This window comes from Nitrospirota bacterium, assembly GCA_004296885.1.
In the GTDB taxonomy this organism is placed as follows: domain Bacteria; phylum Nitrospirota; class Nitrospiria; order Nitrospirales; family Nitrospiraceae; genus SYGV01.
This window is the reverse complement of the sequence record SCVN01000018.1, coordinates 1-17,914: the sequence shown is the minus strand read 5'-3', so window position 1 is coordinate 17,914 and position 17,914 is coordinate 1. Positions and strand designations below refer to the sequence as shown.

Annotated in this window: 22 protein-coding genes; all 22 read right to left on the bottom strand. The window is 63.2% G+C overall.

Features of this window, described 5'->3' with window-relative positions; genetic code table 11:
* Positions 1-18 precede the first annotated feature (18 nt).
* Positions 19-654 (bottom strand): c-type cytochrome, encoded by a 636-nt coding sequence (locus EPO61_11010; GenBank protein ID TAJ07970.1) that lies wholly within the window; start codon positions 652-654, stop codon positions 19-21.
* Entirely contained in the window at positions 651-1,856 is a 1,206-nt protein-coding gene (locus tag EPO61_11005; GenBank protein ID TAJ07969.1) for a sulfite oxidase-like oxidoreductase, read from the bottom strand. Before EPO61_11005 ends, EPO61_11010 begins: the two co-directional genes overlap by 4 nt.
* Complete coding sequence (locus tag EPO61_11000; protein ID TAJ07968.1) at positions 1,853-2,257, bottom strand: OsmC family peroxiredoxin; 405 nt, start codon at positions 2,255-2,257, stop codon at positions 1,853-1,855. The genes EPO61_11005 and EPO61_11000 overlap by 4 nt, the downstream gene beginning before the upstream one ends.
* 216 nt (positions 2,258-2,473) lie before the next feature.
* Entirely contained in the window at positions 2,474-3,520 is a 1,047-nt protein-coding gene (locus EPO61_10995; protein ID TAJ07967.1) for a hypothetical protein, read from the bottom strand.
* Positions 3,495-3,896: a cytochrome c gene (locus EPO61_10990; protein TAJ08045.1), complete on the bottom strand. Its 402-nt coding sequence runs from the start codon at positions 3,894-3,896 to the stop codon at positions 3,495-3,497. The genes EPO61_10995 and EPO61_10990 overlap by 26 nt, the downstream gene beginning before the upstream one ends.
* Positions 3,897-4,024: 128 nt before the next feature.
* Positions 4,025-4,546, bottom strand: coding sequence for a DUF1264 domain-containing protein (locus EPO61_10985; protein ID TAJ07966.1), 522 nt, complete (start codon positions 4,544-4,546; stop codon positions 4,025-4,027).
* A gap of 282 nt (positions 4,547-4,828) precedes the next feature.
* Positions 4,829-5,242, bottom strand: a complete 414-nt coding sequence (locus EPO61_10980) for a hypothetical protein (protein ID TAJ07965.1) — start codon at positions 5,240-5,242, stop codon at positions 4,829-4,831.
* 22 nt (positions 5,243-5,264) lie between these two features.
* Positions 5,265-5,486, bottom strand: a complete 222-nt coding sequence (locus EPO61_10975; protein TAJ07964.1) for a DUF2892 domain-containing protein — start codon at positions 5,484-5,486, stop codon at positions 5,265-5,267.
* 74 nt (positions 5,487-5,560) lie between these two features.
* Complete coding sequence (locus tag EPO61_10970) at positions 5,561-6,037, bottom strand: hypothetical protein (GenBank protein ID TAJ07963.1); 477 nt, start codon at positions 6,035-6,037, stop codon at positions 5,561-5,563.
* Positions 6,034-6,462: a cytochrome c gene (locus EPO61_10965; GenBank protein TAJ07962.1), complete on the bottom strand. Its 429-nt coding sequence runs from the start codon at positions 6,460-6,462 to the stop codon at positions 6,034-6,036. The genes EPO61_10970 and EPO61_10965 overlap by 4 nt, the downstream gene beginning before the upstream one ends.
* Before the next feature lie 255 nt (positions 6,463-6,717).
* Entirely contained in the window at positions 6,718-7,389 is a 672-nt protein-coding gene (locus EPO61_10960; protein TAJ07961.1) for a hypothetical protein, read from the bottom strand.
* Positions 7,386-8,348: an MCE family protein gene (locus EPO61_10955; protein TAJ07960.1), complete on the bottom strand. Its 963-nt coding sequence runs from the start codon at positions 8,346-8,348 to the stop codon at positions 7,386-7,388. Before EPO61_10955 ends, EPO61_10960 begins: the two co-directional genes overlap by 4 nt.
* Positions 8,333-9,127, bottom strand: coding sequence for an ATP-binding cassette domain-containing protein (locus tag EPO61_10950; protein ID TAJ07959.1), 795 nt, complete (start codon positions 9,125-9,127; stop codon positions 8,333-8,335). Before EPO61_10950 ends, EPO61_10955 begins: the two co-directional genes overlap by 16 nt.
* A complete protein-coding gene (locus EPO61_10945; GenBank protein TAJ08044.1) occupies positions 9,124-10,266 on the bottom strand; it encodes an MlaE family lipid ABC transporter permease subunit in 1,143 nt (380 codons plus the stop codon). Before EPO61_10945 ends, EPO61_10950 begins: the two co-directional genes overlap by 4 nt.
* Before the next feature lie 57 nt (positions 10,267-10,323).
* Positions 10,324-12,126: an ATP-dependent metallopeptidase FtsH/Yme1/Tma family protein gene (locus tag EPO61_10940; protein ID TAJ07958.1), complete on the bottom strand. Its 1,803-nt coding sequence runs from the start codon at positions 12,124-12,126 to the stop codon at positions 10,324-10,326.
* Positions 12,127-12,406: 280 nt separating this feature from the next.
* Positions 12,407-12,880, bottom strand: coding sequence for a hypothetical protein (locus EPO61_10935; GenBank protein ID TAJ07957.1), 474 nt, complete (start codon positions 12,878-12,880; stop codon positions 12,407-12,409).
* A gap of 33 nt (positions 12,881-12,913) precedes the next feature.
* Positions 12,914-13,723 carry a stage 0 sporulation family protein gene (locus tag EPO61_10930; protein ID TAJ07956.1) on the bottom strand — a complete coding sequence of 270 codons (810 nt, stop codon included), beginning with the start codon at positions 13,721-13,723 and terminating at the stop codon, positions 12,914-12,916.
* Between the two features lie 42 nt (positions 13,724-13,765).
* Positions 13,766-14,488 carry a Crp/Fnr family transcriptional regulator gene (locus tag EPO61_10925; GenBank protein ID TAJ07955.1) on the bottom strand — a complete coding sequence of 241 codons (723 nt, stop codon included), beginning with the start codon at positions 14,486-14,488 and terminating at the stop codon, positions 13,766-13,768.
* Between the two features lie 369 nt (positions 14,489-14,857).
* A complete protein-coding gene (locus EPO61_10920; protein TAJ07954.1) occupies positions 14,858-15,562 on the bottom strand; it encodes a hypothetical protein in 705 nt (234 codons plus the stop codon).
* 262 nt (positions 15,563-15,824) lie between these two features.
* Positions 15,825-16,799 (bottom strand): formylglycine-generating enzyme family protein, encoded by a 975-nt coding sequence (locus EPO61_10915; GenBank protein ID TAJ07953.1) that lies wholly within the window; start codon positions 16,797-16,799, stop codon positions 15,825-15,827.
* A gap of 35 nt (positions 16,800-16,834) precedes the next feature.
* Positions 16,835-17,788: a formylglycine-generating enzyme family protein gene (locus EPO61_10910; GenBank protein TAJ07952.1), complete on the bottom strand. Its 954-nt coding sequence runs from the start codon at positions 17,786-17,788 to the stop codon at positions 16,835-16,837.
* Between the two features lie 26 nt (positions 17,789-17,814).
* Positions 17,815-17,914 (bottom strand): carboxypeptidase regulatory-like domain-containing protein (locus tag EPO61_10905; GenBank protein TAJ07951.1); only part of this gene is annotated, 100 nt, incomplete at its 5' end.

Genomic DNA, 17,914 nt, shown 5'->3' with positions numbered 1-17,914 from the left:
ATAACGCGTGTACGGTCGCTAGTCGTGAAGCGTATTCAACCAGGCAAGAATGTCCGTGATCTCTTGGGGCCGCAGCACGGCGCCCCAGGGCGGCATGGCGCCGCGTCCCTGGCTGACCGTCGTCCGGAATCGGTCTGCCTGGGTCAGGATGGGATTGCGCGCCAGCTTGGGTCCCACACCGCCGTTTCCCGCTTCCCCGTGGCAGGGGAGACAGTTCTGCTTGTAGAGTGATGCGCCCCTGGCCGCGGCCCCGCCGGGCGTCGGCGCGGCGCCGGATTCCCGGCCGGCTTGGTCGGCTTGGATTGATGGGGCGGCAGGCAATGCCACGACCGGCCCCGCCTCCGGATGGAAATAGGTCGCGAGATAGGTTGTCAGCATCGCTTCTTCTTCCTTGTCCAGTTGGGCTCCCCAATGGACCATCTTGGTGACAGTAGCCTCCCAACGATCGCGCGGGAGCCTCTGCTGCTGGACCAGATCCTGGCTGTGACAGACGGAACAGCGGGAAGCCAGCAGCCGTTGCGCCTGCTGATCGGTGGTCGGCTCTTCGGCCTGTCCCATTGTGAAGGAGGGCAATCCCATCATGCCCACCATGACCAGGATGAGCGTCATGAGCCTCGAAAGAAACGGCTTCTGGGGTCGAACATGCACGCTCATGCCTCCGTGACCTGCACCTGCACCCGATCGACGCCGTTCCAGAGGAAGCCGCCTGGATTCCAGGGACTCGACATCGGCTGGACTTGCCCGCGATCGTCCGAGGCGCGAGACAAAATCGTCCGCTGGCCCGATCCCTTCGTACGCCAGAGGAACTGCCACTGACGCCAAGCATAGGGGACGTCCTCGCCGACGAGTCTGGCTTGCTCCCAGGTCTTGCCTTCGTCAGTCGAGACTTCGACCTTCTCGATATGACCCTCGCCGGTCCAGGCCACCCCCTGGACCATTACGGCGCTGCTGGAGAGGGTGGCTCCCTGTTTCGGAAAAGCGATCAATGACTTGACCACCATGGCTTCCACCGGTTTCAGGTCCTCAGGCGCGAGGACCTCCCCGGGCTTGACGGGACGGCTGGGATACCGATAGGCCGTTTCCATGTAGTAGCCCCTGGCCTCCTCTGCCTGCAGGGTCAGGTCCGTCAGCCATTTCACGCAGGAATCCGCCATCCATCCTGGCGTGATCAAGCGTAGAGGCGCCCCGTGCAGCAGCGGCAAGGGGGCTCCGTTCATCCGAGTGGCCAGGATCGTGTCGGGATGGAGCGCCTTCTTGAGGGGAATGCTGCGCACGAAGAGCGGGACGGAGGCGACCACCGGCCGGTCGGCGCCTTGTAATTGGAGGTGTTGCGCCCGGGCCTTGAGCCCGGCTCGTTGCAACACGTCGCGCAGGCGGATGCCGGTCCAGCGGGCATTGCCCACCGCGCCTGTTTCCCACTGCACGCCGGGCGCCTTGGGGCGGTGAAACGCTCGTCCATTCCCGCTGCACTGTACCACCGCCGTCATGCTGACCTCTTCGAATTTAGAGAGATCATCCAGGCTCAGGCTGAGCGGCCGCTCCACCAATCCGGCGACGCTCAACCGCCAGGAGGCTGGGGCCACCAATGCCGGAGCCGGGGGGCCGAAGTGGCTGCGGATGAAGAACTGGTCGTTCGGCGTCAGATACTGGGTGAAGACCTGGGACGGAGTTTCTGCATCGAGGGGACGGGCCACATGTGTGATCAGCGGTTGAGCGGCCGGCTGGTCGCCGGTTTCTGCTGCCGCCTCCTCCGCCGGAGACCAGAGGCGGCCTCCCGTCAAGGCCAGGGCCAGTCCCCCCGCCGCCCCGGCGAGCAATCTGCGTCTCGTGATGCCCGGGCCCTCGTGGTTCGTCATGACTGATCCGCCGTGAGCAAGGTAATCGCAACGTTGGGCGGGACCGCCAGCGACTGGTGGACCGTGCAGCCGTGGGCGACCTTGAGCAGCCGTTCTTGCTGGGCCTGGGTGAGGGCTGTCGGCAGGTGCAATGACATCTCCACAGACCCGACCCGATGAGGCTGCTCGGCCATGGACCAATCCGTCTCGATGGTGAAACCTTCAGAGGGGATGCCGTGCCGCGCACAGTACCGGGTCACGAAATAGCCGACACAGCTGGCCAGCGAGCCGATGAACAGTTCCACCGGACTCATGCCTTCGTCGGTTCCGCCGTCCTCAATCGGTTGATCGGTGACGACCCGGTGCTTCCCGCTGCCGACGGTAAATTTGGTTCCGCCTTTGAACGTGACCGTGAGACTCATGCCGGTACCTCCCTGTTCGGCGGTGACAGTGAATCAATGCCAGAATGATGCCCGGGCGAGGCGCGAAAAGACCTCTTTTCTCCTATGGTTGAGGCAGGCCCGTTGTCGTTATTGGGTGAGATGCAGAGAAAGGCAGCAAGGATTCAACCGATCCTGGCGCAAGATGCCACAGTGGAGTTTCGGCATCCTACCGCCGGTCTCGGCCCCGTCAGTTGGCTAGAATGTGTATTGGGCGCCGATCGAGGTGATGGTGTCGTTGAAGCCGGACGCGCTTGCGGTAGAGGTCCGCTGCGTCTGCTGGATGCTCAAGGACAGAGCCAGGGCCTTGGTCGCCGCATAACGCAGTTCCGCCCGCCCCTGGTTCGTCACGTCCTGCCGATGGCGGTGGCTATCGCCGATGATTGTGCTGGTGAAGTCCGTGAGCCGAAAAACATAGTCGAGATCCAACGACAGCGGATCGGCCAGGCGGAACTCCGTCTTGAAGGAGATGAACTGCTGGATGTAGGACACATCGTCCTTGAGTTGCAGGTTCCCGCGCCCGTCGGCCAAACCCCGTTCATAGAGGTAGGCCAGCGTCAACCTGGCCCAGGGCGCGGCGAGATAGCCGACCTGTCCCCCGCCGGTGTAGAAGGTCGTGTCCCGTTCGGCAAAGGCTTGATTGTAGAGCCGCAACCCGTAACGGCCGATCAGGGCGACCGTCCAGGCCTCCGTCAGCTTCCGCTCAAGTTCGGCCCGCCACCCGTTCGAGGTGACCCGTTCTTCCTGCAGCGAGCGGGGCGAGGTCTGGGCCGAGAAGTTCGGCCCGAGGAACAAGTTCGGGACGTACCGATACCGAAGCAACAGGGAGGTGTCGCGGTCCAGCTCCTGCTTGGCCTGAAGCCGATACTCGGCGTGATTGAAGATGGAGTGCTCGGTGTAGAGAAAGCCATGGGCCTTGGCGGACAGTTCCGTCCGGCCCCAACTTGTCTCCAACGACCGCTTCGCCTCGACGGAGGGCTCGACGATCACATCCGACGGTTTGTCGAGCGGTACGATCGTCGGCTGGCTCGGATCTTCGCCCAGGGCCAACCGGCGGGCGGAGGAGAACTGAAACACATCGGTGGTGTAGGAGGTCTTGGCTTCGGCGACTGCGGACCATCCGGATTCGGCCGCCTCTGCGTGGGACGCGAAGAGGGCAGTGACCGCACAGGCGACGAGGCAGGCCCGCCGCCATCCTGTCCCCCCGGTCCCCACACCGTCAGGGCTGGCCGAAGGACCTGACATAGAGCAGCACCTGCCAGGCCTCCTCTTCCATCAGGACCAGGGGAATAAACGGCGCCATGTCCGTGCCCGGGCTGCCGTTCTTGAGAATCCAGATGAGTTCTCCGTCCGAGCGGGCATTTTGCCAGGCCTTGTCGGTGAAGTTTCTCGGGAGCGGGCCTTTGAGTTGGAGATCGGCACCGAGGCCCTTGCCGTCGGCCCCGTGACAGGCCCGGCAGAAGGCCTTGCCGTTGAACAGGGTCTTGCCCTGCTCGATCATCTCGGGCGTGGCCGGCAGGGGATTCGTGACGGAACGGGCGGCTGCAAGCTGGTCCGCGGGGACACGGGGGCGCAGAACCTCACGGTCTGCGCCCCAGCTCGGATCGAGTCCTTGGAGCAGGACGACGCTGGCAAGGAGGAGGAACCGGGAACGATTCACCGCTTCGCGGGCTCCTTTCGAGGAAAGGCCTGCCTTCCGCCGGGAGGATGCGCGAAGGCGTCCTCCCGGCTGGAGCGTCAGGCGGTCGGTTACTTGTCCGTCTTTTCCGGTTTCCGGTGCTTGTGCCCGACGGATTGCGGGTGACCCACCACGCCGTTCGGCGCCTTGGCTCCATCCGGCCAGAGGTGGAAGATGATGCCGTCGGTCTGAGCCGCCGCCGCCGCGACTTCCTTGGCCTGAGCCTCGGGCATGTCCAGGATTTGCACGCGCCCCGTGGCGATCTCGATTTCATGGTCGTGGTAGTACTTGTTCCAGGTCTTCAGCGGCACGTGGGCGCGGGAGACCGGCTTGGCGATGAAATACTCCACGTCGGTGAGCAGGGCGTTGGGATCGGTGGATTCGAACAGGAGACATTGCAGGACTTCGGGCGAGATCCCCTTGCAGTAATGGTGATAGGGGCCATGCACGGTCCCGTCTTCGAACTTATGCGGGGCCATGACATGGATATTGAACCCCTCTGCCGGGCTTGGCTTCTTCTCTTCCGCTTGGGCGGTCCCGCCGGCGAGCAGGGCCATGGCAAAGGCGCCGATGACGGCAAATGATTTGGACATTATAGCCTCCTATTGGTGAGTGGGTAAGGATTTTGGCACTGGTTCTGTCCCTACGAGAGACAGGCTTCTGAAAAAGGATTCGTCCGGTTGCGGCACCGGTCGGCCTGCCGACAGGGATCGCTTCAAAATTAACACATAACCGGGCAAATCTGCGATCTACCCGAAGACGATCCGTCGCGAGCCCGACCAGGCTGCAGTGTTCCGGCATCGTGCGCGCCAGCCGTTGCTCAGGCTGGTACATCGACAAACGGTACCTTCCTCAAGAGCCGGGCACGTCACGGGCTATGGGACGCAACTATAGAAAATCTCCTCGCAATGGTCTTCCCCCGCGATCGACGGCGGCTCGGGTCGGTACTCCACCGCTACGACCCGGTCGTCATTGAGCGTGAGAACGGCCGTACATTCATGATGGACTGCGCCCACGCTGGCTTTGGACCCGAAAAAGGAGTGCTCGAAGGCCGGGGCGTCCTTGTGGTAGAGCAAGACCGTCTGTTGGCCCTGACGTGTTTCGCTGCGCGAGGGGCCGGCGCACGTGACGATCTCTTGTTTGGTCTTGCCGATGAGGCCCGCGTGAGCGGCCGCGGAGTCGGCCTTTGGCACCGGTTGGCACCCGAGTACCAACAGCAAGCTTGCCGCGCCGGCAAGGGTGCGGCACCATCGGATGGGGGGCGAGAGTATGAGGGAATCCTGGTCCATGTTCGCTCGTCTTCCTCAGGGGTCAGTGTGTCTTGTCTGGCTGCTTCGTCGGACAAGTATTGATTCCCAAGAGGGTCCAGGCCGGACAGTAGCCGATGAGGCCTGTCACCAACGCGACCCCGCCGACCACCAAGGCCGCGGTCATCGCAATAGTCGAGAGCCCGCCGAAGGCTCCGAGCCCCAACAGGCCCGCACCTAAGCCGATGCGAATCGGTCGTTCGATTCCGCCTACGTTGCAGGTCATGATTCTACCTCCTTCTTGAGAAACTGTCAGTATCCCCCTCTCAGCCTTCGGAATCCGAAGCTGAACGCTGACGGCTATTTTCCTCCCGGCAACCGATACAGGTCATGACAGGTCGTGCAGCGGGCCGTGATGCTCGACAGGCGTTGCAGAATCTGTTGCGGCTGTTCCTTTTGTCCGATGGCGTCGGCCATCCCGTCGAAATCCTTGTGCACCGACATGCCCATCTGCTTGAACGCCAGCGGCAGCTTGGCCATGAGCGAAGGATTCACGTCGGCCGCCATGCCCATGCCTGCCGCCCGGGCCGCTTGCTCGACGGCTTGACGGTCCGCCGTTTGGTTCGGCCCGCCGGCCCAGGTGACCACCCGGTGCACGGCCTTGAGCAAATCGCGCATCTCTCCAAGCACCAGGTCGCGTTCCGAAGGGGCTAACGATATCTCGGTCCGCCCGTCCGCTCCCGGCTTCGTCGCGCCCTTCACGAACAGAACTGCCAGGACCGCGACACCGACGACCCATAGCAGAATGGCGATGAGGCTCCATCGGCTGGCGTTCATGGCGCCGACGTTCCCAAGGTTCTGACATAAGTTACGATGTCGTTGATCTCCCCGCCGGCGAGGCGCCCCTTCCAGGCCGCCATCTCCGTTCCCGGTTTTCCATGTTCGATCATGTTCGCGAGCACGGCGTCCAATTTATGTTGACTCTTCACGCTGGTCAGGTCGGCTGCGGGCGGAATGAATGCGGTGCCGGCCGGAGCCTCCCCTTTACCGCTGGCTCCGTGGCAGCTGGCGCAATGCTGTTCATACAGGAGTTTTCCCCGTCCAGAATCCCCGTGTGCCGCCGATACCAACGGTATTTCCACCCAGAAGAGCAGCGATGACCCGATGATGATCGTTAGAAAGAGTGGCTTCATGAGGTCATCTTGCTCGGTGAAGGCTCTGGATGGAGAGAATCTACGTGCCTCTGCTCCTGCCAGGAACATGCCAAGGATGGAGGCAGTGTATCGCGGAACAGTGCCATCGAAACAAGGGGTTTGGCGAGGATGGCGAAGGGCTGAGAGATCAGTGGAGCGAAATGCTACAGGGGCAAGGGCGCTCTAGTGCGAGACGCCACAGCGGAACAGGGCCCTCGGCGATCGGCTCTCCATAGAGGTGTCACGGTGGCGCTGTGGGGACAGACGCTCGGGAAGAGATTGGAAAACCTCTTTCATGTCCGCAGGGGCTCTTTTACTTCGCTTCTAGCAGGCGCTCGGGGTCTTCTTCATACAGCCGCTGAGCCAGGTTGTTACCTGGTCGAGCAGCTTGGACAGGGCCCGACTGGCCGCCTCGACTCCGCCATACGGATCGTCGCTGGGAGCCGCTTCCACCGCCTCGAAACGGCGCGCACCGATGACCTGCTGTCCCTTCAGGTCCACGAGCTGTACGCGCAGGATCAGGCGCACGCGGCTGGGGCGCGTCGTGAAATCCTGGAGCAGGGCCAACTGGTCTGCGTCCAGCCGGAAGTCGCTTCGCACCGCAGCGGGAGCCTGCACCACGGCGCGCCAGTCGTCGGCTTTCTCCAGTGCCCGCCTCAGGAGCGGGGTCAGCATCCTCCCCGGCGTGTCGGCCCATTGATGAACGGCGAAGTAGCGGATCTCATGGGCGCGGAGGAGATAGGCCATGCGGGCCGTCTCGAAGCCGGCTTGGGCTTGCGGAAGGCTCACCAGCAAGGTGGCGTTCCCTTCTTTCTTGTCGGCCCGGTCTGTTGTGCTGTCTGCCGGCTCGTCGGGATTCAGGAAATGGATGTGCATTTCCGGTTCGTTCCTTGGAGCGGCTAGGCTGCACGCGGCCACGAGCGTCACGCCGGCCAACAGCAGGACGGCCCAAGCCGGTTGTCGGAGTCGCCTCGTCATCGTCCTTCTCATGCTCATTCGCCCGGCCCTCGCGGCTGGGGGGCGCGACCGAAGACCAATACGTTCGGTTCCCGTTCTAAGTCCGAAGCCACGCGCTGGAGCGTCGCAGTAAGCTGGCGAAGTTCGGCGACGAGGAGGGCGGTCTCGCCCAAGGTTTGCCCAGTGAACTGCTCCAGTGTCGGCTTCGTGTCCGCCACCAGGGCATTGACCGACGTGCCGGTGCGGGCCAGCTCCTTCGACATGGTTTCCAGCGCTCCGGCACTGCGGCCGACCCTGGCGATGATCGGAGGCAGGTCCTGATCGAGGGTCCGGCTGAACTTGGCCAAGTTCCGGAACGTCTCCGTTGCGCTGGCAACGCCCTGGTCCAATTGTTCGGTGCGCTGGGCAAGGGTGTGCGAAACCTTGGACAAATCGGTCAGGGCCTGCGCGAAGGCAGCGCGGTTATCATCGCCCAGGAAGAGCCGGGCATCCTGGACCAAGCCGGTGGAATTGGCGAGAAACTTGGTCAGGCTTTGGTCGACGAGTAACCGGGTGATCGCCGTGTCCAGCCGATAGAGGAGCGAGGGGCCGGACTTGATCACCGGATACTCGTACCCCGGTTTCGCTTCCAACGGCGGGGAGGCTTTACTGCCTCCGGTCAGGTTCACGATGGCGAGGCCGGTCAGCCCCTGGGTGTCCAGCACCGCCAACGTGTCTTCCTTCACGGGGGTGCCTCGGGCGATGTCAAAGGTCAGCCGCACCTCTTCGGGATTGTCCGGGCTGAGGATGATCTCCTTTACCCGTCCCACCTCCACCCCGCGGTATTTCACCGGCGAGTTGACGCTCAATCCTGACACTGATTCACCCAGATAGGCGTAGTAGCGGTCGTAGACCTTCCGGTAATCTCCCTCGCCCAGCCAGAGGACGGCGCCGGCGAGTGCCGCGGTCAGGATGAGCACGAAGGCTCCGACGAGCGTATAGTTCACTTTTGGTTCCATAACTGCTCCTCCGCCTGTTTCTTGGCGGCTCTGCCTCTGGGGCCGTGGAAGTAGAGGCGGATCACCGAATCATCCGAGCGGGACAGCTCCTCCATCGTGCCGGTTCCCAAGATCCGGCCGTCCCCCATGATGGCCACTCGGTCCACCACCCGCCAGAGCGAATCGAGGTCGTGCGTGACGATCACGATGGTCAGGTCAAGCAGCCGCTGGAGATGCTCCACCAGTTCGTCGAACCCGCTGGCGCTCACCGGGTCGAGCCCGGCGGTGGGCTCGTCCAGAAACAGCAACTCCGGGTCCAGGGCGATGGCCCGCGCCAGGGCGGCGCGCCGGCGCATCCCGCCGCTAAGTTCGTTGGGGAGTTTCCCGATGCTGGCCAGAGGAAAGCCGGTGAGGGCGATCTTCAGCAACGCGAGTTCGCGGACCAGGTCGTCGCCGAGCCTTGTGTGCTCCTTGAGCGGCGCTTCGACGTTCTCGAGGACGGTCAGCGAACTGAACAGCGCGCCGTATTGGAACAGCACCCCGCAACGCCGCCGCAGCGCCCGCACCTCGGACGAGGACATCAGGCCGACCTCATGCCCGAAGACTTTGATGCGGCCCGATGTCGGCTGCTGAAGCAGCAGGATCTCGCGCAAGAGCGTGGACTTCCCGCAGCCGTTGCCCCCGGCGATGCCGAAGACCTCCCCCCGGTTGACCGTCACGCTCACGTCCTCGTGCACGACGGCTTGGCCGAAGCGGGTCGACAAGTGGTCCACTTCGATGACGGCGTCGGTCCCGTTCATAGATTCAGCCAACTCAAGGCGACGGAGAAGAAGGCGTCCACGACGATGACCATGAAGATGGCCTGCACCACGCTGACCGTGGTGCGGCGTCCGACATCGTCCACACCGCCCCGGATCTGAAAGCCTTGGTAACATCCGACCAGGGCGATGATGACGGCGAAGACCGGGGCCTTACCCACTCCGATCAGGAAATGCCGCAGCGCGACGGCATCCTCGAAGCGTGTGAGGAACTCGGTGAAGTTCACGTGCAACTGGCTCGAGGCGATCAGCATGCCGCCGAAGACCCCGACCGCATCCGCGTAGACGGTCAACAACGGCAGGGCCAGGACGAGCGCCAGGACCTTGGGCAGCACCAGCAACTCCATCGGCGAGAGGCCCAGGGTGCGGATCGCGTCCAATTCCTCGGTCACCTTCATCGTGCCGAGCTGGGCGGCATAGGCGGAGCCGGAGCGGCCGGCCACGAGGATGGCGGTGACCAGGGGGGCGATCTCCCGCAGCAGGGCGATGCCGACGAGGTCCACGATGAAGATGTTGCCGCCGAAGGTCCGCAACTGTTCCGCTCCCTGATAGGCGATCACCACGCCCATGAGGAAGGACAGGAGGCCCACGATGGGGAGGGCGTTGAACCCGTCCAGCTCCAAGCTCCGGATCAGAGCCCGCCACCGGATGAGCCGCGGGCCCGCAAGCCATTGTCCCAGTGCCGCGCTGCTTTCGCCGAAAAAGGCCAGGGCCTTGACGCTGTCGGCCGCCTCGCGCCAGGCCCGAAGTCCGAGCCGTTCCAGCCATGAGGCCGCGCCTCCGCCTTCGGCCGGAGCGAGGCTCGTGGCGGTCGTAGACACGATCTGGAGCAATTGGGCGAACTCCGGGCGCAGACCGCGCAGTTCCACCGTGCGGCCCTCCGTCGCCAGGCTGTTCACCGTGTGCCGGAGCAGCCAGGCGCCGCTGACATCCATGGCGGTGATCCGGGTCGCGTCACACACGACCGCCGCCGCCTCCGGCCGGCGGAGGGAGGCCAGTCGGCGCTCGATTCCATCCAGGCAGGACAAGGTCCAGGCCCCTCCGCACGACAGGGTCTGGTCGTCAAGCCGGTCGAGGGAGGCCGGCGTCCCATTTGTCAGAGTTGCGTCCGTGTGTTCCATCATTGCAGATCCGGTTCGAGTCGACGCGGCGCTATCCGAACAGCCCGGGCAAGTCCCTTACGCCTTGTCCATAATGGTCTTCAGATCGCTCCCGGTGATGACCTCCCGTTCCAGCAAGAGCGTCGCGCCTTCTTGAAGGGCGGCTTTCTTCTCGCCCACGAGCTGCTTCACCCGTTCGTACTGTTCGTCGATGATCCGCCGCACTTCGCAATCGATCTCCCGGGCGGTCTCTTCCGAGTAATCGCCTTTCTCTTGGGGGGCCTGAATCTGAACGAACTGCGGCTGCCGTTCTCGCTCCAACGTGATGGTCCCCAGCTTCTCGCTCATCCCATAGGCCTTGACCATGCTCTTGGCGATATCAGTCGCCTTGACGAGATCGTTTTGCGCGCCCGTCGAGGCCTCGCCGAAAACCAATTCCTCCGCGATTCGTCCGCCCAACAACACGGCGATCTTGTTCTCCAACTCGGACTGGGTCATGAGAAACCGGTCTTCCGTCGGGAGTTGAAGCGTGTACCCGAGCGCGGCAATGCCGCGCGGGATGATGGAAATTTTCTGCACCTGATCGCCTCCCGGCAGCGAGAGCGCCACCAACGCGTGGCCGGTTTCGTGGTAGGCCACGCGCTCCTTCTCCATCTTGTTCAGGACGCGATTTTTCTTTTCCAGTCCGGCGATCACCCGTTCGACCGCTTCCTGCAGTTCCGAGAGCCCCACCTGATCCTTCCCGCGGCGGACCGCGAGCAGCGCCGCTTCGTTGACGATGTTGGCGAGGTCTGCGCCGGAGAACCCAGGGGTCATGCCGGCGACCGTCTCGAGGTCGGCATCGCTGGCCAGCGCCACCTGCTTGGCATGCACGCGCAGGATCGCCAGGCGGCCGACTTTGTCCGGTCGATCGACCAACACGTGTCGGTCGAAACGGCCCGCGCGCAGCAGCGCCGGATCGAGGATCTCCGGCCTGTTGGTCGCGGCCATCAGGATCACCCCGATGCGCGGATCGAAGCCGTCCATCTCGACCAGCAATTGATTGAGCGTCTGCTCGCGCTCCTCATGAGCCAGGGGCCCCATCCCGCGGGCCTTGCCCAGTGCGTCGAGTTCATCGATGAAGATGATGCAGGGCGCCTTGAGCTTGGCCTGTTCGAACAGATCGCGCACGCGGGCCGCGCCGACCCCGACGAACATCTCGACAAACTCGGACCCGCTGATGCTGAAAAACGGCACGGCGGCTTCGCCGGCGACGGCGCGCGCCAGCAGCGTTTTCCCGGTTCCCGGCGGGCCGACCAAGAGAATACCCTTCGGAATCTTCCCTCCCAGCTTGGTGAACTTCTCCGGGGTCTTCAGGAACTCGATCACCTCCTGCAATTCTTCCTTGGCTTCATCCACCCCGGCGACGTCGGCGAAGGTCACTTTGATGTCTTTCTCCATGTAGATCTTCGCTTTGGACTGGCCCACCCGCATGAAGCCGCCTTGAGCTTGGCCCAGTCGCTGAAAGATGAAGAACCAGACGCCGACAAAGAGGACGACCGGCACGACCCATGAGAGCACATCGCGCCAGAACGTGGTTTCGATGACGCCGGTGAAGGTGACGCCATGCTGGGTGAGTTCCTTGACCAGGTCCGGATCTTCGACGCGGATCGTCCTGAACAACCGCGGCTCTTTCGATTCCCCCTCCGGTTTGAGTTTGCCGGTCAGGATCTGGCCGCTCACGGAGACCTCCGCCACTTTGCCGGTCGCGACCAGGGTCTTGAACTGACTGTAGGGCAATTCTTCGATCTTCTGCAGGGTATGGATGAAATCGTGCACGAGGATCACCGCCCAGATCGCGAGGAAGATGTACCAGATCGAAAAAGAGAGCTTCTTATTCATGGCCGCGCCTTCCCATTCGAACTGCTCGCGGAACCGCCACCTGCCGAACCCGAGCAAGGCGCCGTGATGCCGGAACACGGCGACCCGGACGGGAAAGATTCACACTCGACGTCATGCTCAGAAAGCAAGGAGGGAGCCAGGAGCAGGAGATGGACGGAGAAGAATTTTTGCAGTCAAATCAGCCGGTTCGTAAAGTTATGGAGGGTTGCTGTTCCGGAGGGAGGAGTTGCGCTACAGCCGGACACCTCTTGCTGTAGCAGAAGACCACAGGGTCGGTCGGTTATCGTCGCGCGAGCATCACGGCGCAAAACAAGATTCCCAGCGCGAGGAGGAGCGATAGGCGCGGCACCCAGCGGGACGAGCCGACGAGCCAGCGGTCCCGGTCGGAGCGGCTCTCCTCCGGAACGCTGAGGATGCGGCCGACGCGGGGGCCAAGCGCCAAGTCGTGAATCGCCGTCAGCAGGAGCAGCACGAATACCAGCGTCAGCTTGGCCTGCACGACTGGCGGCCAGGTCGTCGGGGCCAGAGGGAAGGCCACGTGCCGGCTGAGCAGCAGCGGTCCGGTGACCAGCAAGAGCAGGATGCACAGCCAGGCGAGCCGGCGAAACCGCAGGGCGATGGCTTTGAAGAAGGGACGGCGAGAGGAGGCAAACGTGTTCTGCTGCAGCACGGGGACCAACGTGAGCGAGAGGAACAACATCCCCCCGATCCAGAGGACGTCGGCCAGGAGGTGAATCCAGACGAGCACAAGCATGGCGGGAAGCTCTCAGCGATCAGTTTTCAGCGGTCAGTGCTTGGCTGAGGGCTGAACGCTCGGCAGTCTGGTCGGGGTGATCAGCGGCGGCCGAGACGGCTGCCCGGAGGCCGCGGCCCGCGTCTCCATTTCCTCGAACATCAGGCAGCACTTGAGACGGCCGCAAATACCGATGAGTCGATTCTCATTCATGCTCAGATCCTGGCCATGGTGTCTGGCCTTCTTGACGCTGACGGGTCGGAAGTCCGTCATGAAGGCGGAGCAACAGAGGGTCAGGCCGCAGGAGTCCACGCCGCCGATCAGTTTGGCTTCCTCCCGCGAACCGATGTGCCGCATCTCGATCCGGCCGCCGAACCGGCGGGCCAGTTCGCGCACCAGCTGGCGAAAATCGATGCGGTCCTCGGACGTATAGACGAAGGTGAGCTCCCGCCTGATGAACGAGGCGTAGACCTCCACCATTTTTAATTCCAGCCCGAGCGCTTTGGCCCGCTCCCGGCAGAAGCTCATCCCTTCCTGGGCCATCCGTTCGTGTCGCGAGATTTGAGCCCGATCGGCCTCCGTGGCCGGGCGCACGATGGATTGCATGACCCGCATGGGCGGGATGAACGGCATGGGCGCAGGCTCCGTGTGCACGATGCCGTACGTCGGCTCCCGGTCCACCGCCAGGATCACGTGGTCGCCCACGCGCAGCAAGGCGTCGCCGACGCCCATCTTCTTGACGTCGCCGCGCCCCCGCACCTTGATGCCGGCGATGCGGATCGTGGCTGGGTAGTCTTTCTGTAGCTCTTCCAAAGCGGTCATCCGATTCACCCAGGATGGGCAAAGGCTGCCAGCATACACCATTTTTCTTACTTTGTGAACGATCCGTCAGGCCTGATCTTTGGGCTACGCAATGTCGGGGTGCCGCGCGATTCTCGCCAGTCGGTCCCGGTTCAGGAGCGTGATGATCCGGCCGTTCAGGCGCACGAGCCCCTCGATGCGAAACGCGCTCAACAGGCGGATGGCGGTTTCCACGGTCACGCCGAGCAGCTCGGCCATTTCTTCTCGTTTGAGGGGCAGTCGAAGCTCCACGGTCGTGCCGGTCTCATGCCCGAACCGATGACTCAACTCGAGGAGCAAGGCCGCCAACCGCTCCCTGGCGCTCTTGAACGTAAACGAGTCCACTTCGTCCCGCTGCCGCCCCAGCTCGCCGCTGAGGAGCTGGATCAGGTTGACCGCGAGCTGAGGGTCATGCCGGACAAGCGCCAAGTAGCCGTCGCGTTCGATGAGGCAGATTTGCGACGTTTCCAGCGTCTCGCAGGTCGCCAGATGAGTCGCGTCCTCCTGGAACGCGTGTGTTTCGAGCAGTTGGCCTGCCGTCAGAATGCGCACGATGTGCCGTTGGCCGCGCACCGAGGAGCGGGTCAGCTTGACCTTGCCGGCCGACAGCAGGTAGAGGCCGAGGCAAGCATGGCCTTCGTAGAAGATGGTCTCCCTCGGCCCGTAGTGAAACCGGTGCGTGATCTGCTCCAGCGAAGCGAGGCCGACCGCCGGCAGATTGCAGATGACGGACTCGGACCGTAACTCGCAAGTCTCGCATCCGGTGGTGATGCATGTGTGACGGGCCATCGTTCTCCCCGCGGGACGCCGACCCTGTTCGGTCGTCCTGCGTCCAGTCTTGCTGCAAGAGCGGCACCAAACATAGCGAGGACAAGAGGAGCGGCAGGCAACTTCGGGAAAGGTCTTATTTCAGAGGCGGTTCTTTAATGTTGCAGCCATGGAAGCGGTTTGGAATGGAGGGGAAGGGGCTGCAACAACAGGCGTGATTGTGGAGAAGTGCACCAGAGGCGGGGGCAATTGTCCAAGACTTTGGGCATCCCAGGGAGAAGGAAACGAGGTGGCTGGAGGTGGAGCCACCTCGTCGGAGGACTCCGGCCTTCCCCCTGCAGACCGGCCGACGGACGGGCACACGGCCGCCGGCCGGTAGGCGGGACCGATTTAGTACAAGAGGCCGAGATAGGCTCCGGCCGTGTAGAAGTTGTTGGTCGTCTGCGTCATGTTGGCCGCTAAATGATAGCGGGTGTCGATTCCCACGTTCAGGGGTCCCCAGATGTTGTATTCCACCCCGGCGCCCCATTGCAGCCCCATATCCAAGTAGGTGGTGGCGTTCGAGGGAGGGCTGATGACATGGAAATCCACGCCGATCGGGATGATCCAGGGGCGCAGCTTCTCGCCTTCGCGGAACTTGAGCTTCGGCGCCACGTCCACAGTCAACATCGTCACGGCCACCGTGCTGTTGCGGACGGAGCAGCCGGGGGCGGCCCCGCCCAGGGCCCCTGCGCAGGTGGAGGGCACCGCTTGCGTGACCGTTTGGGAGTCGAACCGTTTCAATTCGATGCCCAATTCCCCGACCAACGACATTCCTTTGACCCCGAGAAAATTCTTGTGCATCCCGAGGTCCAGACCGGCTCCGACGTAGCTCCCCATCGACGAATCGTTGCGCTGGTTGTTGCGGCCGTACACGTCGGTGAACACTTCATTGGCCCGATTGCTGGTCAGCCCCGCAAACCCGCCCCGGAAGAAGACCTGGTTCTCTTCTGCCCATGCCGAGACTGGAAAGCTAAGGCCGATGAGGGCCAGCGCCAGCCATATTCCCGACCTCCGTCTTATGCGATCTGTGAATGTGTCTCCTCCGCTGCCCATCGCCCCCTCCTTTCCGCATCACAAGGTAGTAGGTACGGTGGCACGATAGCGCCGGGCTTGGTTTTGCGCACTGATCTGCGACAGGCCCAATGCTGATCTTGGTCAGGGAGCGGGCTAGGGCGTTAGGCCTAGAGGCGAAGGAACACGTGTGGCGATGGGCATAGCGGGGGCGTGCCGTGGTCGGGAGCTGGGCTTTGGCGCGGAGGCCGACAGAGGGCGAGCCGGCGGTGGATGCGCCGGCTCGCCCTGGGGGTGACGTCGCTTAGGAGGTTGAACCGGGCAGAACCATGGAAATCTGTTGCCCTTGCGGTTCCTGCGTGTCGTGCGCGCAGCGGAAGCCCAGCCAGTTGATCTTGGTGGTCGGATCGGTGCCGTTCCGCATTGCGGCCCGCATCGTGGTGGTGCTGTCCATCCACCCGCCCCCGCGAAACGCTTTCTGGGTTCCCCGGTCCGGGCCCTGGGGATTGCGGTCGGGGGCCGCGGCGTAATAATCCTTCTCGTACCAATCCGCCACCCACTCCGCGACGTTGCCCATCATCTGATGGGCTCCATATGGGCTGACCGCATTGTCGTACTTGTCCACCGCAATGATTGGCGGGTACATCAACAGCCGTTCCGGGCGATCCCGCACCGGTCCGGAGAGCCCCGTCCGGCCGAAGTTCGCTCGGCTCAACCCGGCCGATTGGTTGCCCCACGGATTCATCCGCCCGTCCTCTCCCCGCGCGGCTTTTTCCCATTCCGCCTCGGTCGGCAGGCGCTTGCCGGCCCATCGACAGTAGGCGTCTGCGTCGTACCAGGACACATGCATGATCGGATGGTGGGCCATGCCGGCCTGGAAATTCCCGCCGTCGTACCGCCAATCGACTTGCGGCGGCCGGTCCTGGGCCAACACGAATTTAAGATACTGGAGCGCGGTGACCTCGTACTTGTCGATCTTGAAGGCATTCAGATAGACCATCCGCTGCGGACGTTCGGCCGCATAGGCGTTGCGGTCTGTTTTCTTGTCGCTGCCCATGAGGAACGTTCCGGCCGGGACCGACACCATGTCGTCCTTGGTGGGCCAGGTCTTGGCCCGCTCCATCGCGATCTTCTTCCCTTCCGACGTCCACTCCACGGTGATGTCCTGTGTGTCCAAACCCCAGGCCGCGTTGGCCAGGACCAAGGCGATGGCGCCGATCAGCAGCGCATTGATCCACCGGTCGAGTTGCTTCCATTTTTCGACAGAGCCCGCGTCCATATCCCCGGTCTCCTTTCTCAAATAGTTTTCAGCTCTCAGCGGTTCGCATTCAGTTTCGGGCTGACGGCTGACAGCTGAGCGCTGACCGCTCTTGTGATGGATTGCGCGCATCGAAACCCGATCAGGTACGACCGATGGTTCGGGGCATGGGCGCCGCGGCCGGCCGAGCGGGCGACTTCCGGGTCTTCGTTCCACGACCCTCCCCGATAGACATGATCTTCGCCCCACTCGGGGCCGGTCGGGTTGAAGCTGGTTCCGTATTGGTAGTACTCCGGGTCGAACCAGTCGGAGACCCACTCGGCCACGTTGCCCGCCATCTGGTAAACCTTGTAGGGGCTGACGCCGTGATCGTACCGATCCACGTTGGCCAGCGGGGGATACTTGACCCCGCGTTTGGACCCGGGGTGGGCGATGTTGCTTTTCTTCCACCCGGCCGGTTCGTTGCCCCAGGGAAACTTGCGGGCGTCTGCCCCGCGTGCGGCTTTCTCCCATTCGGCTTCACTGGGCAGGCGCTTGCCCAGCCATCGGCAGTAGGCGTCGGCATCTTGCCAGCTCACGCCGATGACCGGGTGCAGGGCCATCTTCTCGGGGAACGGATCGGCGCGCCAGTACGGCGGTCCAATCCGGCCTGTCGCCAACACGAAGCGGAGGTAATGAGCGTTCGACACTTCGTACCGATCCATTTCAAACGCATCCAGGTACACCCATCGCTGGGGCTGTTCCTGCGGGCCCGCGTCTTCGTCGGCCTTGGGATCGCTGCCCATCGGGAACCACCCGTCAGGAATCCGGACCATGCCGTCCGGCACCGACAAGGCGGCCAACCGCTTGGCCTCGGTCCCGTCGCCGGTCGGCCGCCACTTCGGCTGATCGTGGTCGGCGTAGAGGGTTGAAACGGCGATCAGGCCATAGACGATGGACACGAGGCTATAGGCGAGAAAAGAAGCGACAGTCCCCAGAGGGCTCTCCTCTTTTCCCATTCCGTGACCCATAGCCTCTCGCCATCGTCTTTATCCGTTCAGTGGGCCTGCTTTTTGATCATCGGATCGATTTCTTTCTTCGTGTCCTCGGTCACGTTGTAGCGCACATACGCATGATCCAACACCTCGTTGGCGTAG